This is a genomic window from Comamonas sp. A23, assembly GCF_004522605.1.
GTDB classification, from domain to species: domain Bacteria; phylum Pseudomonadota; class Gammaproteobacteria; order Burkholderiales; family Burkholderiaceae_C; genus Comamonas; species Comamonas thiooxydans.
On record NZ_RSDT01000007.1, the window covers coordinates 219,516 to 237,103 of the forward strand.

At 63.4% G+C, this 17,588-nt stretch carries 17 protein-coding genes; 7 read left to right on the top strand and 10 right to left on the bottom strand.

Translation table 11 applies throughout. The features are described from left to right. Positions 1 to 28: 28 nt before the first annotated feature. On the bottom strand, positions 29 to 1,438 hold the full coding sequence (locus EIC84_RS17050; protein ID WP_034362454.1) for an SLC13 family permease: 1,410 nt from the start codon (positions 1,436 to 1,438) through the stop codon (positions 29 to 31). Positions 1,439 to 1,535: 97 nt separating this feature from the next. Between EIC84_RS17050 and EIC84_RS17055 the strand changes: the two genes are divergently transcribed. Beyond that, positions 1,536 to 2,111, top strand: a complete 576-nt coding sequence (locus tag EIC84_RS17055; protein WP_003067181.1) for a helix-turn-helix domain-containing protein — start codon at positions 1,536 to 1,538, stop codon at positions 2,109 to 2,111. Between the two features lie 20 nt (positions 2,112 to 2,131). Here EIC84_RS17055 and EIC84_RS17060 read toward each other — a convergent pair whose 3' ends face one another. Together EIC84_RS17060 and ada are read right to left on the bottom strand one after the other, a co-directional pair. Next, complete coding sequence (locus EIC84_RS17060; protein WP_003067180.1) at positions 2,132 to 3,073, bottom strand: DNA-3-methyladenine glycosylase 2; 942 nt, start codon at positions 3,071 to 3,073, stop codon at positions 2,132 to 2,134. A 141-nt stretch (positions 3,074 to 3,214) separates the two neighbouring features. After that, positions 3,215 to 4,093 carry a bifunctional DNA-binding transcriptional regulator/O6-methylguanine-DNA methyltransferase Ada gene (gene ada / locus EIC84_RS17065; RefSeq protein WP_003067179.1) on the bottom strand — a complete coding sequence of 293 codons (879 nt, stop codon included), beginning with the start codon at positions 4,091 to 4,093 and terminating at the stop codon, positions 3,215 to 3,217. Between the two features lie 155 nt (positions 4,094 to 4,248). On the opposite strand from ada, the gene kynA reads away from it, so the two are divergent. Together kynA and EIC84_RS17075 are read left to right on the top strand one after the other, a co-directional pair. Continuing rightward, complete coding sequence (gene kynA, locus EIC84_RS17070; protein ID WP_003067178.1) at positions 4,249 to 5,124, top strand: tryptophan 2,3-dioxygenase; 876 nt, start codon at positions 4,249 to 4,251, stop codon at positions 5,122 to 5,124. Positions 5,125 to 5,238: 114 nt separating this feature from the next. Beyond that, positions 5,239 to 6,504 (top strand): MFS transporter, encoded by a 1,266-nt coding sequence (locus EIC84_RS17075; protein ID WP_003067177.1) that lies wholly within the window; start codon positions 5,239 to 5,241, stop codon positions 6,502 to 6,504. Between the two features lie 61 nt (positions 6,505 to 6,565). Here EIC84_RS17075 and EIC84_RS17080 read toward each other — a convergent pair whose 3' ends face one another. The 4 genes from EIC84_RS17080 to EIC84_RS26360 form a co-directional block, all read right to left on the bottom strand. Next, complete coding sequence (locus tag EIC84_RS17080) at positions 6,566 to 7,756, bottom strand: FAD-dependent monooxygenase (RefSeq protein WP_003067176.1); 1,191 nt, start codon at positions 7,754 to 7,756, stop codon at positions 6,566 to 6,568. A 122-nt stretch (positions 7,757 to 7,878) separates the two neighbouring features. Beyond that, positions 7,879 to 8,169 carry an H-NS family nucleoid-associated regulatory protein gene (locus EIC84_RS17085; RefSeq protein WP_003052529.1) on the bottom strand — a complete coding sequence of 97 codons (291 nt, stop codon included), beginning with the start codon at positions 8,167 to 8,169 and terminating at the stop codon, positions 7,879 to 7,881. Between the two features lie 429 nt (positions 8,170 to 8,598). After that, positions 8,599 to 9,012, bottom strand: coding sequence for a TlyC (locus EIC84_RS17090; RefSeq protein ID WP_237704472.1), 414 nt, complete (start codon positions 9,010 to 9,012; stop codon positions 8,599 to 8,601). Further along, entirely contained in the window at positions 8,993 to 9,343 is a 351-nt protein-coding gene (locus EIC84_RS26360) for a hypothetical protein (protein WP_003067174.1), read from the bottom strand. Before EIC84_RS26360 ends, EIC84_RS17090 begins: the two co-directional genes overlap by 20 nt. 273 nt (positions 9,344 to 9,616) lie before the next feature. Here EIC84_RS26360 and EIC84_RS17100 point away from each other — a divergent pair, with 273 nt between their 5' ends. Further along, a complete protein-coding gene (locus EIC84_RS17100; RefSeq protein ID WP_003067173.1) occupies positions 9,617 to 10,471 on the top strand; it encodes a symmetrical bis(5'-nucleosyl)-tetraphosphatase in 855 nt (284 codons plus the stop codon). A 60-nt stretch (positions 10,472 to 10,531) separates the two neighbouring features. Here the strand turns inward: EIC84_RS17100 and EIC84_RS17105 are convergent, their stop codons facing one another. The 3 genes from EIC84_RS17105 to EIC84_RS17115 form a co-directional block, all read right to left on the bottom strand. Further along, positions 10,532 to 11,953: a DEAD/DEAH box helicase gene (locus tag EIC84_RS17105; RefSeq protein WP_034362449.1), complete on the bottom strand. Its 1,422-nt coding sequence runs from the start codon at positions 11,951 to 11,953 to the stop codon at positions 10,532 to 10,534. Between the two features lie 211 nt (positions 11,954 to 12,164). Then, entirely contained in the window at positions 12,165 to 13,034 is an 870-nt protein-coding gene (locus tag EIC84_RS17110; RefSeq protein WP_003067170.1) for a neutral zinc metallopeptidase, read from the bottom strand. A 143-nt stretch (positions 13,035 to 13,177) separates the two neighbouring features. Then, positions 13,178 to 13,513 (bottom strand): hypothetical protein, encoded by a 336-nt coding sequence (locus tag EIC84_RS17115; protein WP_003067169.1) that lies wholly within the window; start codon positions 13,511 to 13,513, stop codon positions 13,178 to 13,180. A 157-nt stretch (positions 13,514 to 13,670) separates the two neighbouring features. Between EIC84_RS17115 and EIC84_RS17120 the strand changes: the two genes are divergently transcribed. From EIC84_RS17120 to nadB, 3 genes are all read left to right on the top strand, one after another. Next, positions 13,671 to 14,630, top strand: coding sequence for a delta(1)-pyrroline-2-carboxylate reductase family protein (locus tag EIC84_RS17120; protein WP_003067168.1), 960 nt, complete (start codon positions 13,671 to 13,673; stop codon positions 14,628 to 14,630). Positions 14,631 to 14,843: 213 nt separating this feature from the next. After that, positions 14,844 to 15,977, top strand: a complete 1,134-nt coding sequence (gene nadA, locus EIC84_RS17125; RefSeq protein ID WP_003067167.1) for a quinolinate synthase NadA — start codon at positions 14,844 to 14,846, stop codon at positions 15,975 to 15,977. A gap of 15 nt (positions 15,978 to 15,992) precedes the next feature. Continuing rightward, positions 15,993 to 17,519 (top strand): L-aspartate oxidase, encoded by a 1,527-nt coding sequence (gene nadB, locus EIC84_RS17130; RefSeq protein WP_003067166.1) that lies wholly within the window; start codon positions 15,993 to 15,995, stop codon positions 17,517 to 17,519. The last annotated feature ends 69 nt before the right edge of the window (positions 17,520 to 17,588 follow it).

A 17,588-nucleotide genomic window follows, 5' to 3' on the forward strand; every position in this document is an offset into this window, starting at 1 on the left:
CAGGCACCGGGGGCGGGCCGGCATCCGGTCAGGCCCGCGCCCAGCTCCAATTGAGCACGCCCATCAGCGCCACGGCGGCCAGGTCCAGCATCAGCACGCTTTGCTGCACCCAGCGCCGCTGGTCAGCCCCCTGCGCCAGCAACTGCACCGCCATCTCCACCTTGCCGGGCGAAGCCATGAGCAGCAGCGAGGCACTGACGTTGTGCACCGCCATGAATGGCAGCAGCGGCGCGCCCAGCGCATGGGCTATCTCGGCCTGCGTGGCCGCGAACATGGCATTCGCCCCGGTATTGGAGCCGGTCACGAAGCCGCCCAGCGCTCCCACAAACGGTGCGGCCAGCAGATACAGCGGCCCGCTGCGGGCCAGCGCCTGGGCCAGTTGCGCGGCCATGCCCGAAACCGCCATCAGCACGCCCAGCACAATGAACAGCGCCGTGACCGGCGCCACCTGCAGCCAGGAGCGCCAGACCTTTGCCAGCGATGGGCGCGCCGGCCGGCCTCGCGTGAAAAAAACCGCCGCCACCAGCAGCCACAGTCCCGGCGAAGCCAGCCCATGCCAGGCAGCGGGCAGATCCAGGGTACGCAGCAGCGCTGCGGCCGCCAGCACGCCACCCAGCAGCAGCGCATAGGCCGCCAGCGCACGCCGCCCCGGTGCGCTCAGGGGCGGCTTGCCCGCGTCCGCTCGCGACACGCGCAGGCGCAGCAGATGCCAGCCCACCACCAGCAAGGCACCGAGTGCCCCCGCTGGCGCCGTGCCTGCCAGGGTATTCATCAGAGCCACGGCCGCCGTCAGCGACAAGCCCGACAGCAGGCCCTGCAGCAGAGCCGGCCAGCGACGGCCCGGCGCACTCGCCAGAGTCGCCGCCGCCATGCCGGAGATGACAAACGGAATCACGCTGACCAGGGCCGAAGCCTGACCCAGCTCCTTGAACGGCAGACCCGCCATGGTGGCCGCCACCAGCGTCCCCGGCCCCATGGAGCCCCAGGGCACGGCACAAAGGCCCAGCAGGCCGATGAGCACCACCTTGCGCGGCGGCAAGCCGAAGTGCGCGAGCAGCGGTATGCCTATGGTCACGCCCACGCCAAAGCCGGTGACCGACTCGGCAAACGGCGTGATGCCATGCACCACCAGCAGCACGGCGCCCGTGCCGCTGCCGGCCCTGGCCAGCAGCCAGTCGGCCAGGGCCTTCTGCGCTCCCGACTCGCGCAGCACCTCGGACAGCAGCAGCCCGCCTGCCACGATCAGCAGCACTTCCAGCAGCACCGGCGCCCAGTGCATGCCCGCGGCCAGCCATGCTGAAGCGGGCTGCGCAAAGGCTGCAGCAATCACCAGCAGCGCCACCGCCACGCCCAGCGCTGCTGCATGCAGCGAGCGCCAGCCCGCCAGCAGGACGGCGATGACGGTGGCCACGGGCAAGGCACTGATAAACATGTACATTGCATTCATCCTCGAAAAATAATTTCCTATACGCAAAATTATTTTCTCATAGGAAAATTTTCAACACAAGAACAGACGCCATGACAAGGAGCCAGACTTGAACTCCACCACCGCATCGCAGGCATCGGAGCAGGATGCGCTTTTCGGCGCCGCCGTCCGCGCGCGCCGCGCCCAGCTGGGCATCACACTGGATCAGCTGGCCCAGGCCAGCGGTGTTTCGCCGGGCGCGCTGTCGCGCGTGGAGCGCGGCCTGCTGGCCACCAGCCTGCGCAATGCCATGGCGATTGCACAAGGTCTGGGCTGCGAGCTGGGCGAGCTGGTGCAAAGTGCCCCCAGCGCGCAGATCACGCGCGCCGGCGAGAACCTGCGCTTTGTCGACGAGGCCAGCGGCGTGGAGCGCCTGGCCCTGGCCAGCCCCAGCGCGGGTGTGAACCTCGTGCATTACCACTTTCCGCCGCATGCGGTCTCCAGCCATTTCGCGGCCCATCGCGCAGGCACGCGCGAGGTCTTTCACGTGCTCGAAGGCAGCATCGAAGTCTTCACCGCCCAGGAGCAGGTGCTGCTGCATGCGGGCGACACTGCCACGCTGGTGGTGGACAGCGAGCACCGGCTGGCCAACGCCTCGGGCCAACCCGCACGCCTGCTGCTGCTGGTGCTGTCGCCGCCGCTCTGAAGCGATGCCGCCTATCCCTCTCAATAGGCGCTGTCGGCCAACGAGGCCCAGAGATGCGCGGCCACCAGCGCGCGCCAGGGCTTGAACTGCTCCAGCCAGTCACTGGCGGCACGCGCATCGGGCTTGTCGCTGCCGGTAAGCAGACCGATGGCCCGGCGCACCGCCACATCCCCGTGCAGGCTGCCGTCGGGCCAGCCATAGCCGCGCAGCAAGGTGTAGTTCACCGTCCACGGCCCGATGCCCTTGACCGCCAACAATTGCGCCGAGGCAGCGGCCACATCCTCCTCGCCCCAGCGACCGGCGGCGCTGCGTGCAGCCCAGTCGTCCAGCGGCAAGCTATCCTCGGCAACGGCCTGGGCCACGGCCAGCAGGGTCTGGGCCTTGGCCTGGGAAAAGCCCGCGCCGCGCAGCGCGTCCAGCCCCAAGGCCGCCACGCGCTGTGCATCGGGATAGGCGTGCAGCGCTGGCATCCCCCCGCCTTGCGCCAGCGGCTCGCCTGCCAGCGCTATCAGCTTGCGCCGCAGCGAAACGGCCACGGCCACCGTGATCTGCTGGCCGGTGATGGCCCAGGTCAGCGCCTCGAAGGGCGTGGGCGAGCCGGGCACATGCAGGCCAGCCTGGCGCGACAGCAGCGCGCCCAGCTCGCGGTGGCCGCCATGCGCCAGCTCCAGCTGGCCGGGCGCGTAGATCAGCCCCAGCATGCGTTTCACCATGGCCTGCAGCGCAGCCCGGTCTGCCTCGGCCGGCTCTGCGTGCGCTGCATGCAGGCTGGCCTGTACCTGTCCGGTCTGCCATTGCAGCTGCAGCAAGGCGGGGCTGCGCTTCCACATGATGGCCTTGTGCAGGCTGCGCGCAGCGGCATCGACCCGCTCGGCCAGTTGCTGCTCGTCGCGATCATGGAAATGCACGAATTCGTCAAAGCGGTAACGCGCGGGCAGGGCAATGAAGACTTCAAGCAGCATGCGGTTTTCTATCACAGGGGGCTGCGCCGTAGCGTACCTGCGCTTTATTCATTAAATTCATAGCTGCTATCGCTCATCAACCAATGATTTCGGATAGAAATCAATTCAAAGTCATTGAGGATCATGCGATGGCAGCTCTCTTTAAGAGAGCTTGAGTCGGGCCTGCTGGGCCTCGCGCAGCAGCAGCGCACGCTTGCGCTCCACACCCCAGCGATAGCCCGAGATGCTGCCGTCGTTGCGCAGCACACGATGACAGGGCACGGCCACTGCAATCGGGTTGGCCGCCACCGCGCTGGCCACGGCCCGCGTGGCGCTGGGCTGGCCCAGTTGCCGGGCCAGTTCGCTGTAGCTGACGGTCTGCCCGGCCGGAATGCTCTGCAGCGCCTGCCACACGCGCTGCTGAAATGCCGTGCCCTGAATATCCAGCGGCAGGGCCAGCCCCAGCCTGGGCTGCTCCATCAGGGCCACCACCTGGGCCACGGTCTGCTCATACTGGGCGTCGGCCCCGATCAGTTGCGCCGCCGCAAAACGCTGCTGCAGATCGTCCACCAGCGCATGGGGATCATCGCCCAGCAGCACGCAACACACGCCCTTGTCGGTGCTGGCCACCAGCAGGCTGCCCAGCGAGCATTCAGCCAGGGCAAAGCGGATACGCTGGTCCTGGCCGCGCCTGCGATAGGACTGCGGCGCCATGCCCAGCATGGCCGGTGCATCCTTGTAGAAGCTGCTGCTGGCTTCATAGCCGCTCAGATAGGCCGCATCGGTGACCGACTCGCTGGCCTCCTGCGCCAGCGCGGCACGCACATGCCTGCCGCGATGGGCCTTGGCATAGGCCTTGGGCGTAAGCCCCGTGGCGCGCTTGAAGTTGCGGTGCAACTGCCAGGGACTGAGCCCGAGGCGCTGAGCCAGCACCTCCAGCGCGGGCATGGGCTCTTCGCTCTCCAGCCAGCGGCAGCACTGGATCATGCGCTCATCTGTTTGCGAATTTGCAGCGGCGGTGGAAGGCAGAGGACTGGGCATGGCGTGAATCTCGGCTGAGTGCGTTTTCTGTCATCGGTCTATGACTGGCCCGACTTTACGCAAAGCTATGGCAGCTTGCATCCACGTTCTTGCAGGCTTTGTGTGCCCGGATTCGGTTACGCTGCGCGCACTGACCTATCAAAGATGATTTGACCATGACGAATGAATCCTCCGGTTGCCCCCTGCATGGCGGCGCAGCCATCGTCCGCGACGAGAAAGCCCAGCTCGACTTCAGCCGTGACATGAGCTATGGCGACTATCTGCATCTGGACCAGATTCTCACGGCCCAGCATCCGCTGTCGCCCGCCCATGACGAGATGCTGTTCATCGTGCAGCACCAGACCAGCGAGCTGTGGATGAAGCTGATGCTGCACGAGGTGCGCGCGGCTACGGCAGCCATTGCCAATGCATCGGGCGAGACCAAGCCCGATGCCTTCAAGATGCTGGCGCGCGTCTCGCGCATCATGGAGCAGCTGGTCAGTGCCTGGACCGTGCTGTCCACCATGACGCCGCCCGAATACTCGGCCATGCGCCCCTATCTGGCCAACTCCAGCGGCTTTCAGAGCTACCAGTACCGCTGCATCGAGTTCGCACTGGGCAACAAGAACGCGGCCATGCTCCAGCCCCACGCCCACCGCAGCGATCTGCTGGCCCAGGTGCAGGCCGCCTACGAATCGCCATCGCTGTACGACGTGGCCCTGCAGTTGCTGGCCCGCGAAGGCATCGCCGTGCCTGCCGACCGCCTGCAGCGCGACTGGACCCAGCCCTATGAGGCCAGCGAGGGCGTGAAACAGGCCTGGATCACCGTCTACCGCGATCCGCACAAGTATTGGGATCTGTACCAGCTGGGAGAAAAGCTGGCCGATATCGAAGATGCCTTCCGTCTCTGGCGCTTCCGCCACCTGACCACGGTGGAGCGCGTCATCGGCTTCAAGCGCGGCACGGGCGGCACCGGCGGCGTGAGCTATCTCAAGAAGATGCTGGACGTGGTGCTGTTCCCCGAGATCTGGAGCCTGCGCACCGAGCTGTAGGCCGGTCATCAAGGCCATCGCCATTCAGGCTGCCCCTGCTGCTCTTTCGTGACAGCGCGGGCAGCCTGAATTCTTTAGGCTCCGTGCAAAACCTAACATCGCAACAAACTGCCCATGTCTTCCGATCACAGCGCCGCCGAGGCTGCGCCGAGCGCCAGCCCCAAACCCGACTCTTCCGCCTGGGCCATGCTGGTCTGCCTGCTCACAGGCTTTGCATTGAGCCAGGCCTTCAGAACCGTCACCTCCATCATCGCCGACGGTCTGCGCACGGACTTCGGCCTGTCCGCGCAGTCGCTGGGCTCGTTTGCCGGGCTGTTTGCACTGTCCTTCGGCGTGGCCCAGCTGCTCATGGGCATAGGCATGGATATCTACGGCCTGCGCCGCACCGTGCTGCTGGCCTTTCCGCTGTCGATTGCGGGCGCCGCGCTGTCCGCACTCGCACCCAGCTATTCCTGGCTGATGCTGGGTCAGCTGCTGATCGGCGTGGGCTGCTCGCCCGCCTTTCTGGCCAGCACCATGTTTATCGCGCGCCACTTTCCGGCCGATAAATTTGCCTACCTCTCGGGCATAGGCCTTGGCCTGGGCGGGCTGGGCCTGCTGTTTACCGGCACACCCATGGCCTGGCTGGTGCAGCACATGGGCTGGCGTGCCGGCTTTGCGCTGCTGGCGGTGCTGAGTGCGCTGTCCTGGCTGCTGATTTTCTTCAAGGTGCACGAGCCCGAGCTTCCCGGCGATGCCCAGCCCAAGCCCGGCTTCATGCAGGCGCTGCAAGGTTTTGGCAGTCTGCTGCTGCTGCCCCATACCTGGGGCATTGTGCTGCTGGGCATGGTCAGCTACGCCTCGTTTCTCACCGTGCGCGGCCTCTGGCTCAGTCCCATGCTGATGGATCGCTACCAGTTTTCATTGGTCACTACCGGCAATGTGGCCCTGGCCTGCTCCGTCATTTCGCTGTTTGTGCCTTCCATGTTCGGCCGGCTGGACCCCGGTCCGGCCAGGCGTCGCCAGCGCATTGCACGCTTTGCGCTGCTCATGGCAACCGTTTTTGTAGCGCTGGCCCTGCTCCACCAATCCGTAGGCAGCGTGCTGCTGCTGCTGGTCATGAGTGTGCTTTCGGGCTACGGCACGCTGATCTATGCCGATGTGCGCTCCTCCTACCCACCGGCCACGACGGGACGCGCACTGTCCATCTTCACCATGGCCATGTTCCTAGGAGCAGCACTCATGCAGTGGCTGTCGGGCCTGGTCGCAGGCGTTGCGGAACGCCAGAATGCCGACATCTATCAGGCCGTGATGCTGATGATTGCCGCCATGCTGGGCAGCGGCGTGCTGGCTTACCAGCTCATCAAGCCTTCGCCATTGCTGCACAAGGCCAGCAACTGAGGCAGTCTATCTGCCAGGCAGGCACCGGCGCGAAAACCATTCCGGCTATGGCAACCTGTTGCTAGAGCGCACCCTCATAGAGCCAGGGCACATCCATGATGCGCCCGCCCAGGGCGCGCAGCGACAGATCGCGCCCCCAGCGAACAGGCCCTGTCGCATGGAAGATCCGGCCATTGCGCAGCGAGCGTTCCTGCACCCTGGCATTGCGCTGCCAGCGATTCAGCGCATAGCGGCGCAGCCGCAGACTGACATCCAGATCATGCATGGACAGAGCACTTTGCAACTCGGCTGCATCCTCGATGGCCATGCCCGCACCCTGTGCCAGATAGGGACGCATGGGATGGGCCGCATCGCCCAGCAGTGCCACAAGGCCCTGCGCCATCTGGGCCTCTGACGACACCGGCTGCCGGTCGGCCACCGGCCACAAACGCCATTCACCACCCACATCGGGAACATGTTGAACCAGATCCTGCAGGTAAGCGCATGCGCCCTGAAGATGCTGCAGCAGATCGGGCAGATTGGCCGAGTGATCCCAGTTGTCCAGATCCTCGGGGGCCGGCCCCTGCACAATGACCACCAGGTTCTGCAGCTCGCCGCGGCGCACGGGGTACTGAATGGCGTGCAGCTGCGGACCCAGCCAGGCCGTGACCTCGCTGGTGCGCAAGCGCTTGGGCAGATTGGCCTGATGCACCAGTGCACGGTAGGCCAGGTGCCCGGTCACACGCGGCGGGCCATCACCCAGCATCTGTGCGCGCACGGCACTGCGCACGCCATCAGCGCCGATCAGGGCATCGCCCTCGATGAGCTTGCCGGTACTGGTGCGAATGGTGACCACGCCGTCCTGCTGGCTATAGCTGCTGACGAACTGGTCTAGGTTGAGGTGAGCCTCTGGCAGAGCCTGCAAGGCCTCCAGCAGAATCTGGTGCAGGTCGGCGCGATGAATGGTCAGGTAGTTGGCTCCATAGCGCTGCACCATATTTGCGCCCAGGGGCAATCGCCCCAGCTCTTGCCCCGTCACGGCACTGCAGGCTCGCAAGGACAAAGGGCAGGCCACGACCTGCTGCAACGACCGCTGCAGCCCCCATGCCTGAAGACAGCGCACCACATTGGGTCCCAGCTGAATACCGGCTCCGACTTCGGAAAACTGCGCTGCACGCTCGAACAGGCGCACATCCCAGTCAGCCCGCACCGCCGCAATGGCAGCTGCCAGACCGCCAATACCGCCACCCGCAATCAACACCTGCTTGTTCATGGACTCTTATTGTGCCGCGTAGTCGCCAGCATCGAAGAGAACTCTTGTTTGCGCTGCCGCAAACCTTGCAGCCATGAAAAAAGCCCGCCAAGGCGGGCTCTTTCAACGTGCGCAAAAGCAGATCAAATAGCGAACTTTTCGCGATCCTGGTCTGCAATCCACTTTGGCGGCTTGCCACGACCGGTCCAAGTCTGACCCGTAGCAGGATCACGATACTTGGGGGCCACCTTGGCGCCCGCATTGGCGGAAGAGCGCGCGCGAGCGGGAGGGAAAACATCTTCAGCAGTCAAGCCGTACTCGGCAATCAGGCCGCGAACCTTGCTCACAGCTTCAGCCAGTTCACGCGAACGGGCTTCGTTGATTTGCTGTTCCAGCTCTTCTCTCTGCTTCAGGAGTTCCTTGTAAGTGCTCATGATTTGCGCTTCTTGGTTGATTAAAGTGAGCTCATTATAAATGCCGGAATTTCAAATTCATGATTTTCCTAGTAAGCAAAAACCACAATTCAGAATATCTATAAAATGCAACCACGTGTTAATAAATAGCTATTCAGCCTCAGGAGCTGCCAATATCCCGTCGATACGCTTTCGTCCAAATCGATCAGCTCAAATATCCAGCCACCACACAAGACCTTCACGTCCGGAACGGGCAAATGGCTGCTTGGGCAAGGAATAAACCGGCCGGCGTGTTATGGTGCCCCCGGCCTTCGCCTGGCAATACTCAAATAGTCAGCCTGGCCTTCAATTCTGAATAGGCATCAGGCCCTTGAGCAGTCAGAATCCGTCTTCTCTGCGAGTTGCCCAGGCCTCAGCCTCCTCCAAGAAGCAAAGCTCTCTGGCACTGACTTAGAGCCAATCATGCGGTGTTGTGATGCCCTGCTCCGCCCCATATTTCTCGACGACAAACACCCCGCTCCCTGCATTGGCACGCAACTGATCCAGCCGCCTCGGCTCGCACCAAGTCTCAGGCAATAATTTCAAAGCCAGCGCCTGCTCTCCCTTCAGGTCTTGTGATTTCTCAGCGAGCGCCAGCCCATTGGGCACGCCGATGATGCCTTGCATCTCCTCCAGCGAGCTGTGGCATGCAGTAACCAGGAATGTCTTCCCAGCTCTCCATCCGGGCAACAGCCAGGCACAGGCCTGCAGAACCTGATGCATCGCCATTTCGCCATCCACACAATACATATCGGCGTAAATAACATTGAATACGTCAGATAAATATCGTCTAAATGAAATACGCTTACGCCGTCTGGTGTTCATGCACCTCCATCAAACCTGGCTGACGCCCCTGCTCCAAACCAGCTGCGATTTCTTCCTCAGCCATTGCTGTACAGGTGAACTCACTAATCCGCAGCAAAGTCAATATGACATGCATTGAAAATGACAACAAACGAACAAAGGACTTTGAGATAGATGCAACCCAGGCCATGGTGCGCCTTGCCATGCCAAAGCCAGCGCTGAATAGGGCTGCCCGATACGCTTTTGAGCCAGCTCTCCAAAGATAATCGTTATAAATGTAATAGCAGTTACGACGATAGTCGTTGCCGAAATGGTTGCTGTCTTTTCCAATATTCCCGGAGATATCAGCCAAACGGCCAATCCATCGCTGATCGCAGCCCCACCCAAATACCGCTGAGCGTCCGATAGAGGTAATTCCAAGCTGCACGAAAGACAGAAACTGCGTGGACTCTCAAGCAACTCCAGCTCAGCTTGAGCGTCCTTGCTCACGAGCTTTGCCAAAGCCGGCAATCCTGCCCTGCAACCGGAAGGCCAATGCCAGTTTCGACATTACAAACACCCCGTTAAGCAGTGTCAGCAATGCAAACAGCAGAAAATCCCTGACTCGTCCATCAGAAAGAAGACCATGGCACTTTACTGTATCGGAGACATCCAGGGCTGCGATGACGCTTTCGAGCGCTTATTGCAAACCGTGGATTTTTCCGCAAGTCGGGACACACTTTACGTGCTCGGCGACCTTGTCAATCGCGGCCCCAAATCCGCCGAGGTATTGCGCCGCTGCATGCAGGGCGGCGATGCCATTCGCCCTCTGCTCGGCAATCACGACCTGCACCTACTGGCCGCAGCCCGGGGCCTTCGCCGTCAAAGCAAGCGCGACACTCTGGCCCAGGTTCTGAGCGCACCCGATTGCGATGACCTGCTGCACTGGCTGCGCCAGCAGCCTCTGGCTCGCCTGCACACCAATGCGCTGGGTGAGAACCTTCTCATGGTGCATGCCGGCGTGCTTCCTCAATGGAGTGTGCAGGATGCCGTGACCTTGAGCACCGAAGTTCAGGCCGTGCTTCAGCATGCCGACCATGCGCATTTTTTGCAGAATATGTACGGCAACCAGCCCGATCGCTGGTCCGCCGACCTGCAAGGCGATGACAGACTGCGCTGCATCGTCAACGCCTTTACCCGTCTGCGTTTTTGCAGTGCCGACGGCGTCATGGATTTTGAGAGCGCGGAATCCGCCGATCACGCACCCGAAGGACTGATGCCCTGGTTCGATGTGGCGGGCCGGCTCACTGCCGATACACCCATGGCTGTTGGGCACTGGTCCACGCTGGGCCATGTCAACCGGCCCGATCTGATGGCCATGGACACCGGTTGCGTCTGGGGCGGCTGCCTCAGCATGATGAGAATCGGGGAGCGCATGGACGAACGAGAGCTGATACAGCTGCAGTGTCCGCAGGCTCAGGTGCCTGGCAGCAAAGGCTGAAGCTTCAAAAAAGAAACGCCTGCATCCGCAGGCGTTTCTTTTGGCGCGATGACCCGGTGTTCAGGAAGCCACGACGGGAGCCTTGAACAAAGCGGCAATCTTGCGCTTGGGCTTGATGCTTGCGCTCTTGACCGGGGCTGCATGCTTGCTGTCCCAGGATGCGGTCTCGCTGGCGCTGCTGGCCTCATAAGGCTTGTCAAAGAACGGATCCAGATTGACAGGGCGCTGGGCCATGCGCGATGGACGATGCGCATGACCGCCACGCGATGCTGCATCGAATTCACGCTCGCGACGTGGACGATATTCCTCATCGCTGCGGCTGCGGCGTGCCGGACGGAAATCCAGCATGGGCGCAGGTTCGACTTCGATCTTCTTCTTGGTGAGCTTTTCGATGTCGGCCACATTGCGGCTGTCATGATCGGTCACCAGAGTCACGGCCAGGCCCGATGCGCCGGCTCGGCCGGTACGACCGATGCGGTGCACATAGTCTTCCGCATTGAAAGGCACGTCGTAGTTGAAGACTGCGGGCACATCCTTGATGTCCAGACCTCGCGCGGCCACATCGGTACAGACCAGCAGATCCACCTCGCCGGCTTTGAAGGCTTCCAGCGCCTTCAGGCGCTCGTCCTGGCTCTTGTCTCCATGCAGTGCGGCGGCACGCAGACCGTCACGCTCCAGGGCACGCGTCAGACGCGCACAACCCAGCTTGCTGTTGGAGAAGATGAAGGCCTGGCGAATGTCGCGCTCCTTGAGCACGGAACGAATCGCGTAACGCTTGTCGTCATCCGTGACCTTGTAGAAGCGCTGCTCCACGGTGGACGCAGTCTCGTTGGGACGAGCCACCTCGATGGTCACCGGATCCTGCAGATAACTGCCGGCCAGACGCTTGATCTCGGGCGAGAACGTGGCCGAGAACAGCAGCGTGGTGCGGCTCTTGGGCAGATAGGAGAGGATACGCTGCAAATCGGGCAGAAAGCCGATATCCAGCATGCGGTCGGCCTCGTCCAGCACCACATACTCCACCTGATTGAGCACCACATTCTTGGCCTCGATGTGGTCCAGCAGACGACCGGGCGTGGCCACCAGCACCTCGACGCCTTTTTTCAGCTCGATGGTCTGGGGCTTCATATCCATGCCACCAAACACCACGGTGCTGCGCAGCTTGGTGTGCTTGGCGTACAGGGCAATCTGTTGTGCCACCTGGTCGGCCAGTTCACGCGTGGGCAGCAGCACCAGGGCACGCACCGGATGGCGGGCAGGCGATGCCGAAGCGTTTTCATGGCGCATCAGGCGCTGCAGCAGGGGCAGGGAGAAAGCCGCCGTCTTGCCTGTGCCGGTCTGGGCTGCGCCCATGACGTCCTTGCCGGTCAATACCACCGGAATGGCCTGCGCCTGAATCGGAGTCATGGACTCATAGCCCATGTCGGCCACTGCGCGTGCCAGGGGCTCAGCCAAGTGAAGATTGGAGAAAGAGCTTGTCATTGAGGGCGTTATTGTCGCACCGAGTGGGTTTTTCGCGTTGGCTTTGTGATTTTCTGCAGATGAAAAGCCTTCGCCCCCTCTGTTTTCACGCGTTAGAAGCCTTGCCAATATCCCGTGCAATCTATCGGGATAACCCGGATTTTCACATTCTGCCGCCCCAAAAACAAAGGCGTGTGACAGTGCACACGCCTGGTTCAGACCAGCTTGTGGCTCAAAGCGACTGAGCTGCGAAGGTATCGCAGGCCTTGACGCTGCCGGTCTTGTAGCCCTGGGTGAACCAGCGCACACGCTGGGCGCTGGAGCCATGGGTAAAGCTGTCGGGACGCACCGTGCCCGTGGCTTCGCGCTGCAGCTTGTCGTCGCCGATCTGCTGTGCGGCATTCATCGCCGACTCGATATCGCCCTGCTCCAGCCAGCTCTTGGCCTGCTGCGACTTGTTGGCCCAGATGCCGGCCAGGCAGTCGGCCTGCAGCTCCAGGCGCACGGACATGGCATTTTGCTCGCGTTCGCTGACACGGCCACGCATGCTGTCCACCTTGCCCGAGATGCCGAGCAGGTTCTGCACATGATGACCCACTTCATGGGCAACCACATAAGCGCGCGCGAACTCACCGGGAGCACCAAGCTGACGGCTCATGGTGTTGAAGAAGTCCATGTCCAGATAGACCTTGTAGTCACCCGGGCAGTAAAACGGCCCCATGGCCGACTGCCCCGTGCCGCAGGCCGTGCGCGTCACGCCGGTGAACAGCACCAGCTTGGGGTTCTGATACTGAGCACCGCCTTCACGGAAGATCTGGGTCCAGACATCCTCGGTTGAAGCCAGCACCGTGGAGACAAACTTGGCCCCCTGGTCATCGCCAGCCGGGCGATGCGCTGGAGCCTGCTGCACCTGGGGCGAGCCACCACCGGAGAGAACGCCAATCGTGGTCAGTGGGTTGATGCCGAACACGCCCCAGCCAATCAGCGCCAGCACCACGGTGCCGATGCCGATGCTGCGACCACCAATGGGAAAACCACCACCACCACCGTCTCCGCGGCGATCCTCGACGTTGTCCGACTCGCGGTTACCTTCCCATCTCATGGTGCTTACTCCTTAGCTGTGTTGCACGCGGCCTGCGCCGGGTGGCGATATTAAGGGCTGTGGCTCCGAATGCAGGTATCAAGCTGTGCTTTTGCCACCTCAGTCAAGCTGCAGCGCAGCATTGTTGACGTTTGGCCTGGTGTTCAGCGGCCGGCAGGCGTGGGGATCAGGGTCACGCCCGGCACGCCAGGCGTGGACTGAGGCTGGTTGCGGGCTACCTGTTCCTCCACCACATCGACCATGCTCAGAAACAGAAAGGCCACTGCCAGCAGGCCCACCACCGCCAGGACGGCCGATGCCCAGAGCTTGGCCGAAGAGGATTTGCGCGGTGCTGCCGCCTGCTGCTGGGTCGGCTCATAGCTTGCAGCCGAGCCGCCATCCCGCCAGACAGGCTCGACATGACCATGACCACGGCTGGAAGGCGCTTGTGTCCAGGTAGGGTCCTTGCGTTGCCCGGAGCGGGGAGAAAAGCCAAACATGTGTACGACAAAGTCGATGGATAAGACAGTGGCTATTGTGCGCGCTGGCAGCCTTCGCCAGAAGCGTCCGTGCTGCGACATTCTGTCGGTCAACACCGGGCCGGGCTTGCAATTCTGTAAGCTCGGAGGCTTGTCCGCTGCCCCCATAAGACTGCCCATGAATGCCCAGACCCAGCCCTCGACAGCGTCTCTGGACGCCCGCGCCACTGCCGCATTGCTGCCATGGTCCGCCCTGGCCGATGAGATCGAAGCACTCTTGCGCCAGCTGCAAAACAGTTGCAGTGTCTCGGTTCCGCCACGCATCGTCATGCCGACGGCTGCGGGCAATTGCCTGTTCTGCATGCCGGCCACCGATGGCCAGTTGGTCATGACCAAGCTCATCAGTTTCACGCCAGGCAATGCCCGGATGGGCAGGCCTACCATTCAGGGCGATATCGTGGTTTTCGATGCAGCGACCGGAGTGCGTCAACTGATTCTGGACGGCCCCACCGTCACGGCCAGACGCACCGCAGCCGTATCGCTGCTGGCAGCGCGCCGCCTGGCCCCCAGGCCTCAAGGCGCCCTGCTCATCGTCGGCGCCGGCGTGCAGGGCAGCGCCCATATGCAGGCTTTTGCTCAGGGCCTTGGCACGCAGGAGGTCTGGATTCACTCGCGCAGTGCCAGCAGCGCGCAGCGGCTTGCAGACGAGGCCCGCGACCTAGGTCTGCATGCGCGCATCACCGACGACCTGGAGGAAGCCGCCCGGCACTGCCCGCTGATCGTGACCTGTACGCCCGCGCAGGCCGTGGTGCTGCATGAGGCGGCAAGACCCGATGCCTTTGTCTGCGCTGTCGGCGCCTTCACGCCGCAAATGGTGGAGCTGGATCCCGAGTTGTGCCGGCGCTTTCTGCACCAGGGCCAGATCGTCGTTGACACCGCCGATGCTGCGCACGAGGCCGGCGACCTGCTGCAGGCCGGCATCGAGGTCGACCCCCTGCCCACGCTGGCCGCCGTGGTGCATCAGGACTGGTCGCGCTCCACGAAGCCTGTACTCTTCAAATCCTGCGGCTGGGGCGGCTGGGATCTGGCCGCCACTCGCCTGGCCCTGCGCCAGCACCTGCTCAGGCAGCCCGCCTGAACATCCTCCATTTGCTCATTTTTCAGAAGCATCAAGTCATTGATGCATAAGCGATCCATCCGTTCTCTGGATTACCTTCCCGAGCACTGACGGCACTGAAAAGCGACGCCATTCAAGCTAATTTGTCTCCATGGTGACAAATTCAAAAAAAGCGGTTTTAATAATACTCAGATTGAGTATAAATATTTAACAGCACAACTCAGGATGGAGACGATGACGATCAGAACCGTGGAATTCGACCAGCCCGCACCGGGCAGCAGCAGCCAGTGCAGCACAGGCCAGGCCTGGGCCAGGGTGCTGCCGCAGCAGGACCGCCAGCAGCAGCGCGAGACGGCGCAGCGCATCAAGGCTCTTCTCAAGGAACGCAATGCCGTCATGGTTGCCCACTACTATGTCGACGGTGCGCTGCAGGATCTGGCACGCGATACCGGCGGCTGCGTGGGCGACTCGCTGGAGATGGCGCGCTTTGGTGCCAACCATCCCGCCAAGACCTTGATCGTGGCCGGCGTGCGCTTCATGGGCGAGACCGCAAAAATCCTCAGCCCCGAGAAGACCGTGCTCATGCCCGACGGCGATGCCACCTGCTCGCTGGACCTGGGCTGCCCGGCCGACGAGTTCAGCCGCTTCTGCGATGCTCACCCCGACCGCACCGTGGTCGTCTATGCCAACACCAGCGCTGCCGTGAAAGCCCGGGCCGACTGGGTGGTCACCTCTTCGGTAGGACAGGACATCGTGGCCGCCCTGCACGCACGCGGCGAGAAGATCCTCTGGGCACCCGACCGCCATCTGGGCAGCCACATCCAGCAACAGACCGGTGCCGACATGCTGCTGTGGCAGGGCAGTTGCGTGGTCCACGACGAATTCAAGGCCGACGAGCTGCAGGCCCTGGCCAGCGCCCACCCCGAGGCCGCGATTCTGGTTCATCCCGAATCGCCGGCCGCAGTCACGGCACTGGCCGATGTGGTGGGCTCCACCACCCAGCTGATTGCCGCCGTGGGCAAGCTGCCCACCGACACCTTTATCGTCGCCACCGACCAGGGCATTCTTCATGACATGCGCCAGCGCTATCCGGGCAAGCACTTTCTGGCGGCACCGACGGCTGGCACAGGCGGCAGCTGCAAAAGCTGTGCCTTCTGCCCCTGGATGGCCATGAACAGCCTGCCAGGCGTGGAGCGGACCCTGCTGCAAGGCAGCGGTGCCATCGAGCTTGATGCGGCGCTGGGCCTGGCCGCCCGCAGGCCCATACAGCGCATGCTGGATTTTGCCGCTGCCCAGCGCCAGCCGGTACGCGCCAGCGGCGAGCTGGAACGCGACGCGGCCCTGTTCCAGAACTTCGGTCCGGCCTGAGAAAGGACAAGCACCATGCCCCAATCTCAGACTTGCAGCGATGTGCTCATCATCGGCTGCGGACTGGCCGGCCTGACGCTGGCGCTCAGCCTGCCCAGCACACTGCGCATCACCGTGCTCAGCAAAAGCAGTGCCGATGAATGCGCCAGCGCCTGGGCCCAAGGCGGCATTGCCGCCGTGCTGGATCCCGCCGACAGCCTGCAAGCCCATGTTCGGGACACGCTGATCGCCGGCGCCGGCCTCTGCGACGAAGGCGCCGTGCGCCGCATCCTGGAACAAGGCCCCCAGGCTATCGCCTGGCTGCAGGCCCTGGGTGTGCCCTTCAGCACCGATGCAGACGGCCGCCTGCACCTGACGCGCGAAGGCGGTCACAGCGCTCGGCGCATTGTGCATGCGGCCGACCGCACCGGGCAGGCCGTGCACCAGACCCTGCTGCAGGCCTGCCGGCATCTGAAGCACATCACCTTGCTACAGCATTGCACCGCCATGGAACTGCTGCTGGACGTGCAGCAGCGCTGCGTGGGTGCCAACGTGCGCAATGCCGATGGCCGGCAGCAGCCTATGCTGGCCAGCCATACCGTGCTGGCCACGGGCGGCATGGGCCAGATCTACCCCAGCACCACCAACCCGGTCACGGCGACCGGCGACGGCATTGCCATGGCCTGGCGCGCGGGCTGTGTCGTGCGCGACCTGGAGTTCATGCAGTTCCACCCCACGGCCTTGCAGGTGGGCGGCCGGTCCGTGGGCCTGGTCTCGGAAGCGCTGCGCGGCGAAGGAGCCTTGCTTTGCCTGCCGGACCGGCACGGCCAGCCCGGCGAGCGCTTCATGCTGCGCCACGACCCGCGTGCCGAGCTGGCGCCGCGCGATATCGTGGCCCGTGCCATCGATGGCGAAATGCGTGCCCACCAGTTGCCCCATGTGCTGCTGGACATCACGCACCGCAGCCGCGACTGGCTGGAGCAGCATTTCCCCGGCGTCATGGCGCTGTGCGCGGCGCACGGCATAGACATCGCCACCCAGCCCATCCCTGTTGCGCCCTGTGCCCACTATGCCTGCGGCGGCGTGCAGGCCCATGTGGACGGCCGCACTGCCGTGGCCGGGCTATGGGCAATTGGCGAGGTGGCCCGCACCGGCCTGCATGGCGCCAATCGTCTGGCCAGCAACTCGCTGCTGGAGTGCGTGGTCATGGGCAGGTCTGCCGCGCTGCGCATGGCCGAGCAGCCCTTGCACAAGCCTGCTGCCATTCCTGGCAGGCAGCGCAAGCCCGGCAAGAGCCTGAGCACTGAAAGCCAGCAGGAGATGCGCCAGTCGCTGCAGCAGCTCATGCTGCACAACGTCGGCATCGTGCGCAGCAACCACAGCCTGATTGCAGCGGCCAAGCAACTGGTGCTGTGGCGCGCTCAATGGCGCGGTGCCGACCCTGCACTGCGCAACCAGCTGGCCCTGTGCAGCCTGATGGTGGACGCGGCGCTGCAGCGCCATGCCAGCGTGGGCGCGCACTGCAACCTGGACTGGCCGGCGCTCGAAGCGGCAGCCGCCTGATCTGGTCCAGCAGCCCAGGAAAGCAAAAAGCCCGCTGTATCCGCAGCGGGCTTTTTTGGCGGAGCAACA